This window comes from Thalassorhabdus alkalitolerans, assembly GCF_042656525.1.
Classification (GTDB): domain Bacteria; phylum Bacillota; class Bacilli; order Bacillales; family Marinococcaceae; genus Thalassorhabdus; species Thalassorhabdus alkalitolerans.
The window spans coordinates 336,014-351,990 of sequence record NZ_JBHSOZ010000005.1 but is presented as its reverse complement, the minus strand read 5'-3'; the positions used below and the strand labels follow the sequence as shown (position 1 = coordinate 351,990).

At 38.9% G+C, this 15,977-nt stretch carries 15 protein-coding genes and 1 riboswitch; of the genes, 5 read left to right on the top strand and 10 right to left on the bottom strand.

Annotated elements, in window-relative coordinates; all coding sequences use genetic code 11:
- Window positions 1-218: 218 nt before the first annotated feature.
- From ACFPU1_RS12635 to ACFPU1_RS12620, 4 genes are all read right to left on the bottom strand, one after another.
- The gene (locus tag ACFPU1_RS12635) at window positions 219-869 is read right to left on the bottom strand and encodes a DUF4352 domain-containing protein (protein ID WP_385941712.1); all 651 of its coding nucleotides are present in this window, start codon (window positions 867-869) and stop codon (window positions 219-221) included.
- A gap of 24 nt (window positions 870-893) precedes the next feature.
- A complete protein-coding gene (locus ACFPU1_RS12630) occupies window positions 894-1,445 on the bottom strand; it encodes a hypothetical protein (RefSeq protein WP_385941709.1) in 552 nt (183 codons plus the stop codon).
- Between the two features lie 390 nt (window positions 1,446-1,835).
- Window positions 1,836-2,015, bottom strand: coding sequence for a hypothetical protein (locus tag ACFPU1_RS12625; RefSeq protein WP_385941706.1), 180 nt, complete (start codon window positions 2,013-2,015; stop codon window positions 1,836-1,838).
- Between the two features lie 837 nt (window positions 2,016-2,852).
- Window positions 2,853-4,820 carry a right-handed parallel beta-helix repeat-containing protein gene (locus ACFPU1_RS12620; protein WP_385941703.1) on the bottom strand — a complete coding sequence of 656 codons (1,968 nt, stop codon included), beginning with the start codon at window positions 4,818-4,820 and terminating at the stop codon, window positions 2,853-2,855.
- Window positions 4,821-4,938: 118 nt separating this feature from the next.
- On the opposite strand from ACFPU1_RS12620, the gene ACFPU1_RS12615 reads away from it, so the two are divergent.
- A complete protein-coding gene (locus ACFPU1_RS12615; RefSeq protein WP_385941700.1) occupies window positions 4,939-5,694 on the top strand; it encodes a helix-turn-helix transcriptional regulator in 756 nt (251 codons plus the stop codon).
- A 321-nt stretch (window positions 5,695-6,015) separates the two neighbouring features.
- Here ACFPU1_RS12615 and ACFPU1_RS12610 read toward each other — a convergent pair whose 3' ends face one another.
- Together ACFPU1_RS12610 and ACFPU1_RS12605 are read right to left on the bottom strand one after the other, a co-directional pair.
- Window positions 6,016-6,579 (bottom strand): hypothetical protein, encoded by a 564-nt coding sequence (locus ACFPU1_RS12610; protein WP_385941697.1) that lies wholly within the window; start codon window positions 6,577-6,579, stop codon window positions 6,016-6,018.
- Window positions 6,580-6,884: 305 nt separating this feature from the next.
- Window positions 6,885-7,838, bottom strand: coding sequence for an arsenic resistance protein (locus ACFPU1_RS12605; RefSeq protein ID WP_385941694.1), 954 nt, complete (start codon window positions 7,836-7,838; stop codon window positions 6,885-6,887).
- A gap of 394 nt (window positions 7,839-8,232) precedes the next feature.
- Between ACFPU1_RS12605 and ACFPU1_RS12600 the strand changes: the two genes are divergently transcribed.
- From ACFPU1_RS12600 to ACFPU1_RS12585, 4 genes are all read left to right on the top strand, one after another.
- Window positions 8,233-8,754, top strand: a complete 522-nt coding sequence (locus tag ACFPU1_RS12600) for a hypothetical protein (protein WP_385941691.1) — start codon at window positions 8,233-8,235, stop codon at window positions 8,752-8,754.
- 107 nt (window positions 8,755-8,861) lie between these two features.
- Window positions 8,862-9,239, top strand: a complete 378-nt coding sequence (locus tag ACFPU1_RS12595) for a DoxX family protein (RefSeq protein ID WP_385941688.1) — start codon at window positions 8,862-8,864, stop codon at window positions 9,237-9,239.
- A gap of 127 nt (window positions 9,240-9,366) precedes the next feature.
- Window positions 9,367-9,534, top strand: a riboswitch (M-box (ykoK) riboswitch).
- A 191-nt stretch (window positions 9,535-9,725) separates the two neighbouring features.
- Window positions 9,726-11,087, top strand: coding sequence for a magnesium transporter (gene mgtE, locus ACFPU1_RS12590; protein WP_385941685.1), 1,362 nt, complete (start codon window positions 9,726-9,728; stop codon window positions 11,085-11,087).
- Window positions 11,088-11,623: 536 nt separating this feature from the next.
- A complete protein-coding gene (locus tag ACFPU1_RS12585; RefSeq protein ID WP_385941960.1) occupies window positions 11,624-12,058 on the top strand; it encodes a VOC family protein in 435 nt (144 codons plus the stop codon).
- Between the two features lie 131 nt (window positions 12,059-12,189).
- Here the strand turns inward: ACFPU1_RS12585 and chrA are convergent, their stop codons facing one another.
- From chrA to ACFPU1_RS12565, 4 genes are all read right to left on the bottom strand, one after another.
- Window positions 12,190-13,374 carry a chromate efflux transporter gene (gene chrA, locus ACFPU1_RS12580; RefSeq protein WP_385941682.1) on the bottom strand — a complete coding sequence of 395 codons (1,185 nt, stop codon included), beginning with the start codon at window positions 13,372-13,374 and terminating at the stop codon, window positions 12,190-12,192.
- 6 nt (window positions 13,375-13,380) lie between these two features.
- Complete coding sequence (locus ACFPU1_RS12575) at window positions 13,381-13,662, bottom strand: PadR family transcriptional regulator (RefSeq protein WP_385941679.1); 282 nt, start codon at window positions 13,660-13,662, stop codon at window positions 13,381-13,383.
- Between the two features lie 282 nt (window positions 13,663-13,944).
- On the bottom strand, window positions 13,945-15,273 hold the full coding sequence (locus ACFPU1_RS12570; RefSeq protein WP_385941676.1) for a TrkH family potassium uptake protein: 1,329 nt from the start codon (window positions 15,271-15,273) through the stop codon (window positions 13,945-13,947).
- Between the two features lie 2 nt (window positions 15,274-15,275).
- On the bottom strand, window positions 15,276-15,941 hold the full coding sequence (locus ACFPU1_RS12565; protein ID WP_385941673.1) for a potassium channel family protein: 666 nt from the start codon (window positions 15,939-15,941) through the stop codon (window positions 15,276-15,278).
- Window positions 15,942-15,977: the final 36 nt, after the last annotated feature.

The following is a 15,977-nucleotide window of genomic DNA, read 5'->3' as shown; positions in this document are numbered from 1 at the left end:
TTTTTTGAAAAACTACTAATATTAGAATCAGTAGAACCAATAGTTTTATTATAGGATATTTAATTTTTAGGAATGGAAGTGAATTGACATAAAAAAGCAGCTCTCATGGCTGCTTTTTTATTAGTGAAAATATATTTTCTTCAACAACGTCGCGGTCATCTTTTGCATCTATTAAGGATACAAAAATTAAAGAGAGAGCCCGATCACTCAAAATGATGTTACTCTTCTCCGCGCAGGTCAAACCACACGTCGTTATATTTGATAAGAGGCTTTTCGTCGTCACTGTCGACTAGAAACGGTGCCCATCCTTCCACTTCGCCGCCTTCATATAAGTCGGAGCGAAACTCTGGATCAAGCTCTGCGACACTGACAAAATCTTCATAAGACGATCCGCCTTCACTGATCACGTCAAATTGCTGAGCATTGACATCAAACGGTTCTTCTTCGGCGGAGTGAAGCTGGATGCGAACTTTTGCCAAAATGTACTCTTTTCCATCTTCAGATGGCTCATTGAACTGGTTGGCCTCTTTTACCATGGATTCTGCTTCGTCGCCGCTAACAGATTCAATCAGTTCAATGTCATAATGAACATCGCCAAACAACCAGTCGCTACCTTCAACTTCTACGGTCTGTCCGTGAGGAACAGGGTTTACCCGAGTGCCGAACTCATCTTCCTCGTCCTCGTCCTCGTCCTCGTCTTCATTCTCTTCTTCATCTTCATCTTCATCTTCTTCAGTTTCTTCCGCGTCAAGGTTTTCAGCTTCAGCTTCTTCTGTACCTTCTACTTCCTCTACGCTTGTTTCTTCCCCACAGGCTACAAGAGAACTTGCTACAACAACTGCCCCAACAGATAATCCGAATTTTTTCATTATGCCATCTCCTAATCTATGAAATTAAAATAATTCAATGAGTTCTTGGTATGCATCTCTCATGTCTTCATCTTCTACGTCTTCGCTGTACATCCATAAAATCTTGCCATCACTAACCGCAAAAATGTCTTCTCTTGTTTTCTCCTCTGTCGTAAGTTCAACAAGAACAAGCTCCATGGATTCGCCATCTTCTTCATGGTTTGTGGTAGCTAAGAGGTGATGGGAGGTCACTGGGTCAATCTCGTTCTCTTCGGAGAACCCAACCATCATAAAAAATAAATCCTGGACGCCTTCATGCATGAACTCTTCCACCGCTTGCATCCGCTCGTCTTGGGTGTTGGCATTATAAAACCCATTCACAAAGGAAGTGATTAGCTCATTCTCTGAGTTTGCGTCTTCCTCGTGTTCTTCTGTACTTTCTTCTTCATCCTTGCTTTCGGTAGAATTGACTTCTTCATTTACTTCTTCTTCGGCTGCTCCAACGTCTTCGGTTTCGTCAACACTTGCTTCTTCTCCACACGCGGCTAAAGAACCAGCAATAAGTAGAGAACTGACAAGTAATAAGCCTTTTTTCACCCTTCATCATCCCCTGTATTTCTTTAAAATTTACCAACAATAGAGTGATTGTAACAAAATTCATGACAAAGGTCACGGTTATTTTATATATAATCCAGTTTATTGGAAAAAACTTTAGGAGGGTTGGGAAGGCAAACGTAGGCCGTGAGAACGAAAAGAACGCGAGGTAGGGTTTGTTCTTCTAACATTGCTATGAATGTTTTGGAGGGGCAATGTGAAAGGGAAGGGGGTAGTCTGTAAAAATTAGAGTTTATTTTGATTGATAATAAAAGAACAACTTTAATGTTAAAAGCACATCTGCTGGGTGTGGGCGTTACTAGACACTAGGTAGAGCAATTTTTCCCTGGTAACAGACTTTTCACAATAGGCATCAGCGTCCTTGTTGCACTTTTAAAGGGGTGACCTGATGGCGCGGATGATTTTGATCACAATCAAGCTGGTTAGACCGATCACAACAAATGAAAAGACAAAAACCTCAGGAATGTGAATGATACCCGTGATATCAAGGTAAGCCAAAATGCCAATCAGAATAACAGCAAGCATTTGTAGCATCCGCCATTTCGTTAGCATATCATCACCTCTCCTTTAATATATACCCCATTCTTATTCTTCTATTTAAAAATTGCGGTAAGAAAGGTTTTTGTAATATGGTAGGCTGTTCCAAGGAATAATAGTGAGTATTGCGAAAAAACAGTATCACCTTTTATTAGAACTTGAGTTACTTCATGGGTTGGAGTAGTGATGAACCCCTGAAAAAATAAAAAAATTCTTTGGATAATTAGAGAATTTTAGGGCAAAGTAAGTGTAAATTATCATATATTATTCATAATGATAGAAAAGAACGTGATTTTGGTGAAAAAGGTACCAGTTTACATAAAATAGGCGATCCCCCAGTCTTCAAGGAAAGTGAAGGGTGAAGCTCATGACAAATGGTGGTTTCAAGAATCAGCATGTTTTTTCATCTTTGTCTAGACCCTCTAAGACAAAATCCTTCTAGAATTCAATTCAAGAAGGACTTTTTAGTCCCCTATTGTTAAATGTGTTCATGTTTATAAAGGTGCTTATGGTCTCATAATAAAGGTGCAACTTAGATCATCCTTCTGAATTATCTAGTTAATAAAGAAGCAGCCTGGATCAAGCATCGGTCTAGGATGCCTCTTTATTTTTTGATTTTATTTTAAGATGATGGCAGTACTCTTCTACGCTTAAAACAATCTTCACCGTTCGGGATGACCCTATAGTGCTTCCGCTCTCAGGGTAAGAAAAATCACACGTCCATTGAGACGTACTATATTGATGAAAATCAAACATCCTGGAACCCAAATGCTGACCGACCGCTACTTCGATTTCAACAGAAGTAGTGGTCCATCGCATGGAGGGACAAGGTCACACCTTGTCCCTAAACTTTTATCCCCATACTTTAATATAATTTTTCCCTGCTTTTAAATTACCAATTGGTCCCAATACACTTTTTTCTGCACGTTTTTCTCCTAATAAATCCTTATCCACGATTACTTCGCTGCCATCTGGATTTTTAAATTCTGCATCCACAATACGTGCTCTTCCAAGAGTTTTGGTGCATTGAATTTCTCCAAGTATTTTCTCAAAATCTTCTGGCAGATCAATATAAAGATATACTGAGTTTCCTTCTTCGCTAATTTTTATTTCTGGATTAAAGTTATCAGCTATAACTCTTTCAGTTTCTCTTTCAAACGATTCTGCCCCATGATAGTATGCATTACGGTTAATATAAACCGGTTGTTCAACTTTATGGAATCTACGGTGGTCACCGTATCCTTGATTCACAATCTCGATATATTCCTCAAGTGAAGTTGTATAACCTTTATAGTGAGCAGTACCAACATATTCATTTGTTATCTCTGAAGGGTTTAATGTTTGCAAACCAGCTGTTTTCACAGAATCATCGCCAATAAAAATGTTATTGTAGAATCTATCATCTCCACCATACACAGGAGCAAAACCAGCTATCTCCGTGCTATGAGGTACATGATACGGTGTTGCACGATCAAGCATTTTCTTCTGAACCATTTTCCCGCGAATTAAATTGTTAATATACGCTCCGCCTTGAGCATGGTTATCTAATGCATAGTCTGCAGTAAGAATGTTATTATCAACAATATAAGGACCGCTACTAACTTCAACAAACAAGTCGCGGTTATTTCTGTAATACAGATTTCTGCTTACTCTTGTACCTTGTGTCTGCCAATCTAGCCATGTTCCTAAAGAGCAGTCATGTATACGGTTGTCGTGAATTTGTACGTCAATTGCTGCGTGTAGCTTAATCCCCGCAATTTCATGTCCATAAAACTCGCGCTTTAATGCAATATTATAAATGTGGTTATTGTAAATTTCGCTAAATACACAGCCTAGATGACCTACTACACCATTTTGACCACAATCATAAATAGTATTGTTTCTAATAATATGGGAACCAATTTTTTCTTTATTCCAACCAATTTGTCTAGCAGAAAAAACTGATTCTAATTGATATTGATAGCCTGGCTTATCTTTTCGGATCGTGCTATAGTTATGGCCAGTTGATGCTTCTTTACCAATACTGATTGCACTACATTTTGCGTCGTGGATAATATTATCCTCAATAACCCAGCCTTTACTCCAATGAGGTCCGATTAATCCTGGCTGATCCGCTGTTGGCGGAGTCCAAGGAGTTGCTGCCTGAGCCATTTCAAAACCTCTAACCGTAATGTAACTTACACCAATTTGTGCTGGATAAAAGCAAGCTTTACGCACATTAATCTCTACTAATTCCTCATTAGGATTTGTTCCGTGGAAATTAGCATAGATGGTTGTATTATTTTCATTTACTTCTGCATACCAAACATATTTTGTTTGCTCTTGATTGTGGACAGGGACAACTGTCTTTGACCAATGGTCTAATACTTCTGTTTTCTCTTCTGGATTTATTAACATCTCAAAATTTTCTGCTTCATAAAAGGACATCCCATTTAAATAAACATCTCCAAGGTGTCTTCCTGGATTATAAACAATCCAGTCTCCAAAAATCTCTTCTTTGTATGGGTTATAATCTCCGAAAAATTCATTTGCTAATACAACTTTCCAGACAGTTCCTTCTACCTGTTCCCAACCTTGAATTTGCTCGGAACCTTTAATTACAACCTTCTCACCTTCAGCTGCCTGATATGTTATTCTTCTATATTCACTTAATCCTGCAAACTTTGGTTTCACCCATTCCCGATATTCTCCTTTGTGGACAATAACAGTATCTCCTGCTTGGGCTACTGAAGCGGCTTTACTGATTGTCAAGAATGGATTCTGTTTCGTTCCATCTGCAAAATCTGAACCATTTTTTGCTACATGGTATTCAAAAGCCATTTTTACTTCCTCCTTCTATATATCATAGATTCATTATAGGAGCCAAAATAAGTCTATTTCTATTCAAAATATAGTATAATTTAAGACAATATTAGTTTTTTTTCAGGGGGGATAGCCTTTGGTATTTTTTGAACACCATGGAGTTGAAGAAAAAGAATCCTTCCACTTTTTTAAACTAGATAACCAAACCTTTCCTCTCCATTTTCACCGAGCCTACGAACTTATCATTGTCAATGAAGGAGAGTTACTAGTAAGTATTGGCCAAAAAAACTATACATTGTATAAAAATGATATAGCCTTCATTTTTAATAACCAAATCCATGAACTTAAAGCTAAGAATCATTCTGACATTTCCATCGTCATCTTTTCACCAGAGTTAATCGGTCGTTTTTTCATGAATTATAAGGGATACGTCCCAGAAGATAATGTTATTCACTTAAGTAAACCCCCTGATTTTGATGCACTAGATTCCATTTATAGACAGAAAAGTTTCCTGTATGATGTTTGCGGGAGATTGGTAGATAATACTGAATTTCTTCCCGTTGAACACTCAACAAAGACGGAAGTACTATATAAAATTCTCCTTTATGTGGATAGAAATTATAGTGAGGATTGCACGCTAAAAGTAATCGCAAAACAATTACAATACGATTATGCCTACCTATCCAAACTTTTTGTACAAATGACGAATATGAACTTTACTGAATACTTGAATCATTATCGTATTTCACAAGCCTGTTATCTGTTGAAAAATAGTCAGCAGCCAATTAGCGAGATAGCTATAAACTGCGGTTATAATAACCTCAGGTCATTCAATCGTAACTTCAAAAAGATTACCAGCCATTCACCTAGAAAGTTCAGAGAGTTAACCTAGGGAATTGAAGAACTGGAGCGGCGGGAGTTTGGGCATATAAAATAAAGAGACAGGGGAAGTTTTACATCCTTTTATAGGTAGTTTAGCAATTCAATAAAATATATGTTGCCCATGGATAAACGGGGTTATATTTGCTAATTCAGTTTAAGTTACATTTCATAATAAGGATTGTCCAAGTACCTAAAAAAAAAGGTTTTGTGCTGGCATAAAGAGAGATAATAGTAAATATAAAAAGCTGGTCTATCTACTTTGTAGATAAGACCAGCTTTTTTTGAGGCAGGTATTGTTTTTTCTGTTATCTCATGTGCCAGAGCCAATTAATTAAGGAGTATACGGGTAATGAGAGCCGTGAAGGACAATTTTCAGGTCGCCATCATTATTTCTTGTATGAGCGAAATTATATTCTACTTCAACAGGTTCTCCTCCATCAGCTGGTGTAAAATAATACACACCCATACTTAGAGCTGTATTTCCTTCAATTATAACTCCTTCATTTTCCCACTGTACATCTGTCCAAGGTGCAATAGCAAAACCATCATCCTCTGGATACGCTTCATTTCCTCCTATGAAATAAGACAACGCTCCTTCAAAGGTGTCGCGGAAACGTTCCTCACTAGCTAAAGTTGGTTTGAAAAGGACATCGCCGGTATCATAACCATAGAAACGTTCGATATGCTCAGAAGCAGCGGCTTCATAGTCTTCACCCTCGCTGTATACTTCTCCGATATGAACAATTCCTTCTCCCCAGCTTTCCTGAAATTCCAAAACTTCCTCCTCAGTGATCTCCTGTACTACTTCTTCCTCCGCTGATTCACCCTCTACTGGTTCAGTAGAAGAATCTGTTGAACATGCAGCTAACATTGCAGCGAAAGATACTGCTCCCACTACGCTTCCAATTCTTTTTAATTTGATAATAATAATAACTCCTCTTCTACATTATGTATCTATTTTTTCCTACAAATGGGATTATAATTCCTTTATAGTGAATTGTCAATATAATCGTCAGTGCATATAGATACAGGAGAAAGTGGTAAGGATACCGTCTTTACGGATGGTTGGAAAAGAGTGCTCCGGAATATTTATGCACAAAAAACCCACGTGAGAGGAAGGGCTTTCCTTATAGATAACTAGATGAAGGTTTGATTTTACTAAAATAACCTATTTACAGACATTATTCCTTTCGAGGTTTTTTAAGTATTTCTCTTTCGAGAAGTGAATAGTAACAGCTGGGTAATGAGAGCCAAAATAGGCAGTTCCAATAACGGTCCTATTACTAATGTTAAAGCGATTAAGGGTTGATCTGGAAAGGCGGTCATAGCAATTGCTAAAGCAATTGGCGAATTTCTTGCTAGAGTAGTTAAGCATAAACTTGCTCTGTCGGAGTTTGAAAACCTCATTACCTTTCCAATTCTTTGACCGACAAAGAAATTTACTATGAAAAATAATAGAATAGGAATAATAATTTTCCACATTACATCTAAATTATCAAGAAGTAATTGTCCTTGTGAAGCAAACATAGCAACGATTGCAAGGCTTAGAAAAATGATAGGTAACACGCTGAGAGTGGATATAAGGTTATCCCTTACCTGTTGCCTGTTTCTCAAGAACATCTTTGTTAGAAGAGACAAAATTAGTGGCATGAATAAAACAACCAAGATGCTTTCAATGAGATAAGAAAGTTCTATAACCCCTGTTGTTCCTCCAAATATAAGAAGATAAACAGGAAGCAAAATGACTTGGAGAATTAAGTTTAGAGGCAAGATGGCCGTTGATAACGCAACATTTCCTTTTGCCACCCCTGTAAAGATCAAGTACCAGTCAGTGCATGGTGTAACCATAAGCATAATAAATCCAAGAAATAATGCTGGGTTATCACCTAAAAATACCATTGCCAGAAGCCATGCCAGGATGGGGGTCCAGACAAAGTTTATAATCACTGAAGTATATGTAAACCTAATGTCTTTAAAAGCTTTTTTTAATTCTTCCATAGGAATTTGTAAAAAAGTAATATAAAGCATGGCTACTAGTAAAGGAACAATAAAGCTTTCCGCATTAGCTCTTATTAACTCTGTTTGTCCTATACCTATTCCAATCAATACTGCTAAGAAAATAATAAAAGTATATAGTTTTTCTAATAAGTTCATTGGGTATCACAGCCTGCTAAAGAATAATTTTTGAATGACGTAATTTTATCATAGTTTAACTGTACACTACGTTTTCCTTATTCTACTAACGGCATGTTTTAGTTTGTAGCAGAACTGAAAAAGTTTAATTCGAAGGGACCACTAAACTTTATTAAGTATGGACACAAACTTCCCTTAACTCCCGGAAAAGAATTTTTCACATTCTATTGAAGAACAGAGCTTGTTTTATTTATGTGATTGAGAGAAAACTTATTTATGGTGGGAAAGTAACTCTCCTGGAAGCCGGGGAAGCGAGAAATAAAAAGGAAAATACAAAAATTCCAAATTGATATTCTCATAAGAATACATCGTCTCTTTTTCATTGGTAAATCCTGAGAAGAGAGGTGATGATAACATGGCAGTTAACATAATAATTGGTTTTCTACTTCCTTGGGTGTTTGGTAGTTACCTTTATAACAAAGACAAATACCTGATGGTAACAACCATCCCCTTATGTGTATTGATTGCTTTTGTGATCAACACAAAAGGAACTCGGTACTGGCTCTTAAAGCCACGAATTAAAGAAAAACAGTATCGTACGATTTATCCGTTGAACCTTGGTTATTTTCCAGTAGTGGCCAGTTTCATGATATATTGCGCGCAAAAAAGGGCATGGCCTAGGATGATATGGATCACATTGTTTACACTTTTGTCTGCGACGGCAGAAATAGCTGCTCTTATGGCAGGGAAACTCCTGTATAAAAACGGCTGGAATATTTATAAAACCCTGCTTACTTATTTTCTTCCCTATTGCTTTGTAGTTATCTATTATGACTTTGTAAAAATGCTTCGAGTGATTACACAACATTCTCAACAGAAAAAGAAGAATGTTAGAGAGTGTGAGGGAAATACAGGAAGTAAAGGTGCATATGTTTAAAGCAATAAAAAGTATTAAGGAATATGTCACAAATTTTTCAATGAAACACCTCCCTTTATAGCTGTCTTGTTTATTAGAATAGGACGTAGAGAAATGGGGGACCAAAAATGAAAAAACTGATTGAACAAGGGACGGAATGGATCCTTTTTTTGCTGCGTATATTGCTTGGGGGATTTATAGCTCTTCATGGAATAATTAAAGTGACCGATATTTCCCAGGCCAATCAAACCTTTGAAGAAGCAGGCATTCCTGTGTTTTTAGGAAACTTGACCGGAATTATTGAAATTATTGTAGGGGCGACTTTAATAGTAGGTCTTTTAGTAAAATCGTCAGCGATCGTTGTAGCTCTTTTGCTTATAATCTCCATTCTGTTAGCGCCGTATCAGGAGGGAATGATCAGCTATTATGAATTACTGTTGCCGGCTCTGCTTTTAGCTGTTTTATTAAGTGTAAGAGGAAGTAGGAAATTGAATCTGGTTACCTGAAACGTTTATTTATTCGAAACGAATAGGAAAAAATAATTAAAAGAATCAGTTATTCAAAATACAGGTTGACATCATTTTGTCTTTTTTATTACACTGCATATGACACATAAGGTATTTCCAAAAACAAAATAAACCTCGTTAGGTGAGGCTCCTGTGCTGGAGATATGCTGCTGCCCAAAAACGTCCAAAGACGCCAATGGGTCAACTGGAACGGTCGACATAAGGCCCTTTCTAATGCAGCTGGATGATAATCCTATGCCGCACAGTGCTAAAGCTCTACGAATGGAGGGTCTGATTATGTTGTATCGTGCGCACTTAGCGTCCTCTTTTTGTGGAGGACGTTTTTTTATTCTAAAAAAAGGAGGTTAGAAATGAAAGAAAGTGATAGTTTAGAGGCCGAGTCGGGAAGGAACAATAAAAATACAAAGTACTTTTTTCATTTCGTTGAGTGGTCAGGGGAGTGAAAAAAGCGTTAGGGGGCATGGCATGAAAAAGCTGGATTCACGTTCTCGTCAAGAATACGCAGAACATGTGATTGACTTGTTACAAAAAGAAGATGAAGCTCAATTTCGGGATCAATTTTTGGAGCTTCATCCAACAGACCAGTTAAGTATCTTTCACACATTAAATCAGACAGAAAGAAAACGGCTATATGCTTATCTACAACCTCAAGAATTTGCGGAAATATTTCAAGGGATGGAGTTTCTTGAACAGGAATGGGTGAGCCGCGAATTAAATGACAATTATATCGCTGATATGCTAAACGACATGTATTCAGATGATGTTGCCGACTTTCTTGGAGAACTGCCTGAAGAAAAGCGCTCATCAATCTTAACTGCAATGGATAAGGAAGAAGCAGCTGACGCCAAAGAGCTCCTTTCTTACCCTGAAGAAACCGCTGGAGCTATAATGACCAAAGAGTTTCTTGCGGTAAAAGCCGATAATCGAGTGAGCGACGTTATTGAGTTTTTACGAAAGGAAGGGCCAGATGCAGAGACGGTATACTATTTATATGTTACCAATCAGGAAGATCAGCTGGTTGGCGTAGTGTCTTTGCGGGACCTTATTGTCTCTCCTACAGAGGAAAAAGTGGAGAATATTATGGGGACAAGGGTGGTTTCAACGAAAGTCACCACTGACCAGGAGGAAGTAGCATCGCTCATTCAAAGGTACGACTTGCTTGCAGCTCCTGTTGTAACTGACGATGGTGCCCTGGTTGGTATTGTGACAGTCGATGATGTGATCGACATTATCGAGGAAGAAGTCACAGAAGACATCGGTGAAATCTCCGCCACGAGAGGAGCAACTGACGTTAACCTCTCTGCTTTTCAAGCAGCAAAAAAAAGGGCACCCTGGATTATTTTGTTGATGTTTTTTGGGATGATTACAGCTGGTGTGATTGATCAGTTTGAAGGAACGTTAGAAGAGATTGTTATTCTGGCAGCATTTATTCCACTCATTATGGACTCTGCTGGAAACACGGGAACACAGTCACTTGCTGTTGTTGTTCGAAGCCTTGCTACAGGATCCTTTGAAAAGAAAGGACTATGGCAGACCATCCGAAGAGAATTTTCTACGGGAGTATTAATAGGTTTATCGTGTGCTATTGTCCTTGTCGGGTTGATTACCATACTGTACGGGAATTTGGTTTTAGCGGGTGTCGTAGCCGTATCCATCTTTTTATCTTTAAGTATTGCTACCGTCACTGGAGCTTTGTTTCCCCTTATTATTAACAAACTGAAATTAGACCCTGCCATTGCCTCAGGACCTTTTGTTACCACGGTGAACGATATTCTAGGCTTGCTTATTTACTTTACCATTGCAACTTCTTTACTCATGTATTTGTAAAGCAGAAGGAGCGGGACATAGATATGGTGCATGTCTATGTCCCTTTTTTTAAAAGGAAAGGGAAGATTTTTCTTTTTGATGGTATACTCACCATCACACTGACTACAATTCTAATCATCTGTCTAATAAGTATACTATTTACCCTGATTGTGCTTGCGTTTGTGGTTTATGTACGGTCGTTACGTAGAAAAAAGGGTAAAAAACCAAGACACAAGATGGAAATATAAAAATGAGAATGATATTGAAAACGAAAAAACTGACTCAAAGAAACATCGTTATTGAGTCAGTTTTTTAATGGTTTTTCCTTTTGCAATTCTAATCCTTCAATATGTATTACGTTTTTGATGAAAAGGAAAAAGAAAACGAAAGTTTGGAGAGAGACTTGAGGACGAACCTGGCTAACATTTTCTTCTCCTGCTTGGATCGAACTTGTTCTCCCTATGACTAACACCGTAAAAATTACATTGAATGTGGAACTTTAGTTTAAAAATGGGGAAAATGGTAGTGGAAGAATTCATAAAAGGAGCGTGTTTATGATGGTTGGTGTAGAAATTAATATGGTTGTCAAAGACAGCTTAAAAGCATTGGAGTTATACGAAAGTATATTTGACGTCAAGCGGGTGGAGGTTTCAAACTTCCCTCGTGGTGAAAATGAGGCCGTTTTTATCCTATACGACGTTCAATTCCATATGTTAGATGAAAACCCAGAATTCCATTTGATCGCACCCACACCTGACGATCCTAAAACTAGTTGGGTGAATGTGACTGTTCCAGACATTAAGGAAACCTATGCAAAGGCGATGGATTTAGGGTGTACAGAGGTGCAGCCCGTGACTGAGGTTTCTGGCTACGGGGTATCGAACGCCATATTCATGGACACTTTTGGTTATATTTGGATGCTGCACCAAGTACATAAAGAGGTCAGTCATGAAGAACGTCTACGGCTTTGGGAGGAAAAAAGGGAGAAGTAACAATGTCTGTACTAGTATAAATGACAAAGCAAAGTGGTTTTCAAATTGTTTTTTGGAAATAGTGGGCAGCGGTAGTTCCAAAAGAAAGGGAATCTACTAAAGAGGAGGTTCCCTTTCTTTACAACTTTTTATTAAAACATTAACTGAATCATTGTACCTCCTGCTGCTCCTATGATCACAATCATCCAGGCCGGAAGCTTCCAGAAGACAAGCAGGCCAAATAAACCAATGGCTAAGGCAAAGTCCACAGAGGATTGAATGGCGGTAGTAAAGATAGGATGGTATAAAGCTGCTGCAAGAATACCGACAACAGCTGCATTGACCCCGTACAACGCCCCTTGAATTCTTCGATTCTGCCTCAAGACATTCCAGAAGGGAAGCGTCCCAAGAATGAGTAAGAAGGCGGGCAGGAAAATGCCGGCTGTTGCCACCATTGCCCCCATCCAGCCATCAGATATTGCACCTAAATAGGAAGCAAAGGTAAACAGGGGTCCAGGTACTGCCTGGGCAGCCCCATACCCTGCTAAGAACGCTTCTTCGCCTACTAATCCTGCAGGCACTACCTCTCTTTCAAGAAGGGGGAGTACAACGTGGCCTCCGCCAAATACAAGAGCCCCGGCTCTGTAAAAGCTGTCAAATAAGACAAGCCACTGAAAGGAAAATATTTGACGAAGGATAGGCAAAAGGATGAGTAATCCAAAAAACAATCCTAAACAAATGGACGCAAAACGGTATGTAAGTGGAATAGGCATGTCTTCAACATATTTTTTCTCTGTTCCTCGGTATAGCCATAAACCGATGACAGCAGCTAACAAAATTAGAGCAACTTGACTGTATACGGTTTGCCAGAGGAGGACAAGGATGAGCGTACCTATAGCAATGGTTGCTCTTTCTCGGTCGGGAGCCAGCTTCTGCCCCATCCCTAATATGGCGTGAGCGACCACCGCAACAGCAACGATCTTCAGGCCATTAATCCAGCCGGCATTTCCTATATCAAACCCTTGCAACAGAAAGGCAAAGAGGACAAGGGCAATAACTGAGGGAAGAGTGAAGCCAAGAAAGGATACAATTCCACCAGCCAAGCCCCCACGCATTACCCCAATCCCGATTCCAACCTGGCTGCTGGCAGGACCTGGGATAAATTGGGAAAGTGCAACTAAGTCAGCGTAGGCTTTCTCGTCAAACCATTTTCTTCGCTTGACATATTCATCATGAAAATAGCCCAAGTGTGCAATAGGACCGCCAAAGGAAGTGAAGCCTAACCTGGTGGAGACTCCTAAAATTTCCAGCAGTGTTCCTCGTTTTTGTTTCTCCATCTTAATTCACTCCTTGTTTTCATAGAGGACTTCTTCTGCCAGCTCTCTGATTTGTCTCCAGGCTCTCAATAAATTGTTACCACTTTCTGTGGTGGTGTAGTACATTCGAATCCTTCCGCAGACCACCTTTTCTTCAAGCTGGTGAAGTGTAGGATAGATCGTCCTGGAACTCATATCATAACCATGGTTTTTCAGTTCTTCGATCATGTAAGAACCATATATGGGCTCTTTTGAAGCATGATATAACCTATGAATCTTAATGGTTCCTAGGAAAAAATCTCTTAGCATTTTATCTCCTTACTAATCAATTACCGATATCGTTTATTGATATTGTAACAAAAAACAAAAAATCTCTACGGTTAAGATTTTGTAAAGAATGAAAAAGGAATCAATTTTGTAATTTAATCGAGGACTTGGATTCCCATGTCTTACTATGAAGAACAATAGAATAATTTAATCAATAGTATATGACCGCGCAGTATGTGAATTTAAAAAAAGGACCCACGTATAGGTGTGGGGCCTTATTAATTAGCTTATATAGAGTGGATAAACCTATTACCTTTTCATGTTTTATCCTGTAAAGATGTCCCCCTTTGGATAACGTACATTGCTTTTAAACTCTTTGGCTAAAGCGAAAGCCAAGGTTACTGGCCCAATTCTTCCAACAAACATTAACACCATAATGATCTGCTTACCTAAAGCCGATAGCTCATCGGTGAGTCCCATCGATAAGCCTACCGTTCCAAAGGCAGAAAAGGATTCAAACACAATCATCATAAAGGGAGATTGTTCCGTAATTGATAAAAGAAAAATCCCTCCAAATACTGCCATTAAGCTGATTACCACAATCGCAAGTGATCGTGTCACAATATGAGGAGGAATCGTTCGTGAAAAGACCACAGAATCGTTTTTTCCTCTAAGATATGTGATTACTGCCAGCACAATAACGAGGAAGGTAGTAAGTTTGATTCCACTGCCTGTAGAAGCACTCCCTGCCCCAATAAACATTAATAGCAAAAGAAAGACAATAGTAGCCGGCTCCATGCTGCCAATATCCAGGGTGTTGAATCCAGCCGTTCTTGGAGTGACCGCTTGAAAATAGGCGGCCCACAGCTTCTCACCCATTGTTAACATTCCAAGCGTTTCAGGGTTCACGTATTCCAGCACAAAAATAAGGAACATTGCAAAAATATTGACTATGAGCGTTCCCACCAACATTATTTTAGAGTGCAGGGATAAGTGTCGAAAATTCCTTGTGTAAAATAAGTCATATAACACAGTAAACCCTATGCCTCCTGTAATAAAAAGAAAAGTGATCACAAGGTTAACCGTGGGATCTCCTACGTAGGAGGATAAACTGTCTGACCAAAGGGAAAACCCTGCATTATTAAACGCTGAAACCGCATGGAAGAGACTTGTAAATAATCCAAAGCCCCAGCCGTATTCAGGAACCCAGCGTATGGCTAGTATAAGCGTGGCAATAAGTTCCATGGCTAAGGCAAAAAGAAATAATACTTTGACCAAACGAACCATGCCGCCAACAGAGGTTTGGTTAAATGACTGCTGAATAAGAATTCTTTCCTTCAACCCGATTTTCTTCCCTAACACCAGAATAATCATAATCGTGAAAGTCATTAATCCTAATCCTCCAACTTTGATGAGGATCATAATCACGACCTGCCCAAACATCGTAAAATCTGTACCCGTATCAAGAACCACCAGCCCGGTTACCGTTGTAGCTGATGTGGCTGTAAACATTGCGTCAAGCAGACTTATTGGTTGTGTGGTTGCAATCGGAAGAAGGAGGAGTAATGTACCGACGAAAATCGCAGCAAGAAATGAAAGGGCCAATGTCTGAGGAGGAGACATATTGATGACTTTGAAATGAAAGCTGTTCATCGTTACAACCCCTCATTCTCAAACCGTCTAACATCGTTTTTATGTCCAATGACTACAATCATATCCTCTTTTTTTATTAGGTCATCAGGCATTGGCGAGACGTTGACATCCTCCCCCCGCTTGATTGCAAGAATCGTTACCCCGTATTTAGCACGAACATCTAGATCTATTAAGCTTTTATTATGAACCTTTGACGTGGCCAGCAATTCCACAATACTGTATTCATCAGAAAGATCAATATGATCAATGACTTTTTCCGAAGCCATGTTTTGCGCAATCCGAATGCCCATGTCATATTCAGGATGAACAATTTGATCGGCTCCTATTTTTTCCAACACCTTTTGATGGTAATGGTTTTGAGCCTTTACCCAAACTTTAGGAATATCTAAATCTTTTAATACTAACGTAGTGAGAATACTTGCCTGAATGTTATCACCAATCGCCACAACCACGTGTTCAAAATTTCCAATTCCTAAAGACTTTAAGGCTTTTTCATCTGTTCCATCTGCTTGCACTGCATGAGTAGCAAGAGTCACATACTCGTTAACCTTCTCTTCATCATTATCGACAGCCAAAACATCATGCCCCATGCTGTATAGTTCTCTGCAAATACTCCCTCCAAAACGACCTAATCCAATAACTGCGAATTGCTTTTTCATTCTTTTCAACTTTTTCCACTCCTTTGCATTAAAAAAAACCATTAC

What these genes read in the sequence shown, in the direction of transcription:
- ACFPU1_RS12595 (WP_385941688.1), top strand. Translation starts at nt 8,862, where the DNA reads ATGAAAAAACTGATTGAACAAGGGACGGAATGGATCCTTTTTTTGCTG.
- chrA (WP_385941682.1), bottom strand. Translation starts at nt 13,374, where the DNA reads ATGGAGAAACAAAAACGAGGAACACTGCTGGAAATTTTAGGAGTCTCC.
- ACFPU1_RS12620 (WP_385941703.1), bottom strand. Translation starts at nt 4,820, where the DNA reads ATGGCTTTTGAATACCATGTAGCAAAAAATGGTTCAGATTTTGCAGAT.
- ACFPU1_RS12575 (WP_385941679.1), bottom strand. Translation starts at nt 13,662, where the DNA reads ATGCTAAGAGATTTTTTCCTAGGAACCATTAAGATTCATAGGTTATAT.
- ACFPU1_RS12570 (WP_385941676.1), bottom strand. Translation starts at nt 15,273, where the DNA reads ATGAACAGCTTTCATTTCAAAGTCATCAATATGTCTCCTCCTCAGACA.
- mgtE (WP_385941685.1), top strand. Translation starts at nt 9,726, where the DNA reads ATGAAAAAGCTGGATTCACGTTCTCGTCAAGAATACGCAGAACATGTG.
- ACFPU1_RS12585 (WP_385941960.1), top strand. Translation starts at nt 11,624, where the DNA reads ATGGTTGGTGTAGAAATTAATATGGTTGTCAAAGACAGCTTAAAAGCA.
- ACFPU1_RS12625 (WP_385941706.1), bottom strand. Translation starts at nt 2,015, where the DNA reads ATGCTAACGAAATGGCGGATGCTACAAATGCTTGCTGTTATTCTGATT.
- ACFPU1_RS12605 (WP_385941694.1), bottom strand. Translation starts at nt 7,838, where the DNA reads ATGAACTTATTAGAAAAACTATATACTTTTATTATTTTCTTAGCAGTA.
- ACFPU1_RS12600 (WP_385941691.1), top strand. Translation starts at nt 8,233, where the DNA reads ATGGCAGTTAACATAATAATTGGTTTTCTACTTCCTTGGGTGTTTGGT.
- ACFPU1_RS12635 (WP_385941712.1), bottom strand. Translation starts at nt 869, where the DNA reads ATGAAAAAATTCGGATTATCTGTTGGGGCAGTTGTTGTAGCAAGTTCT.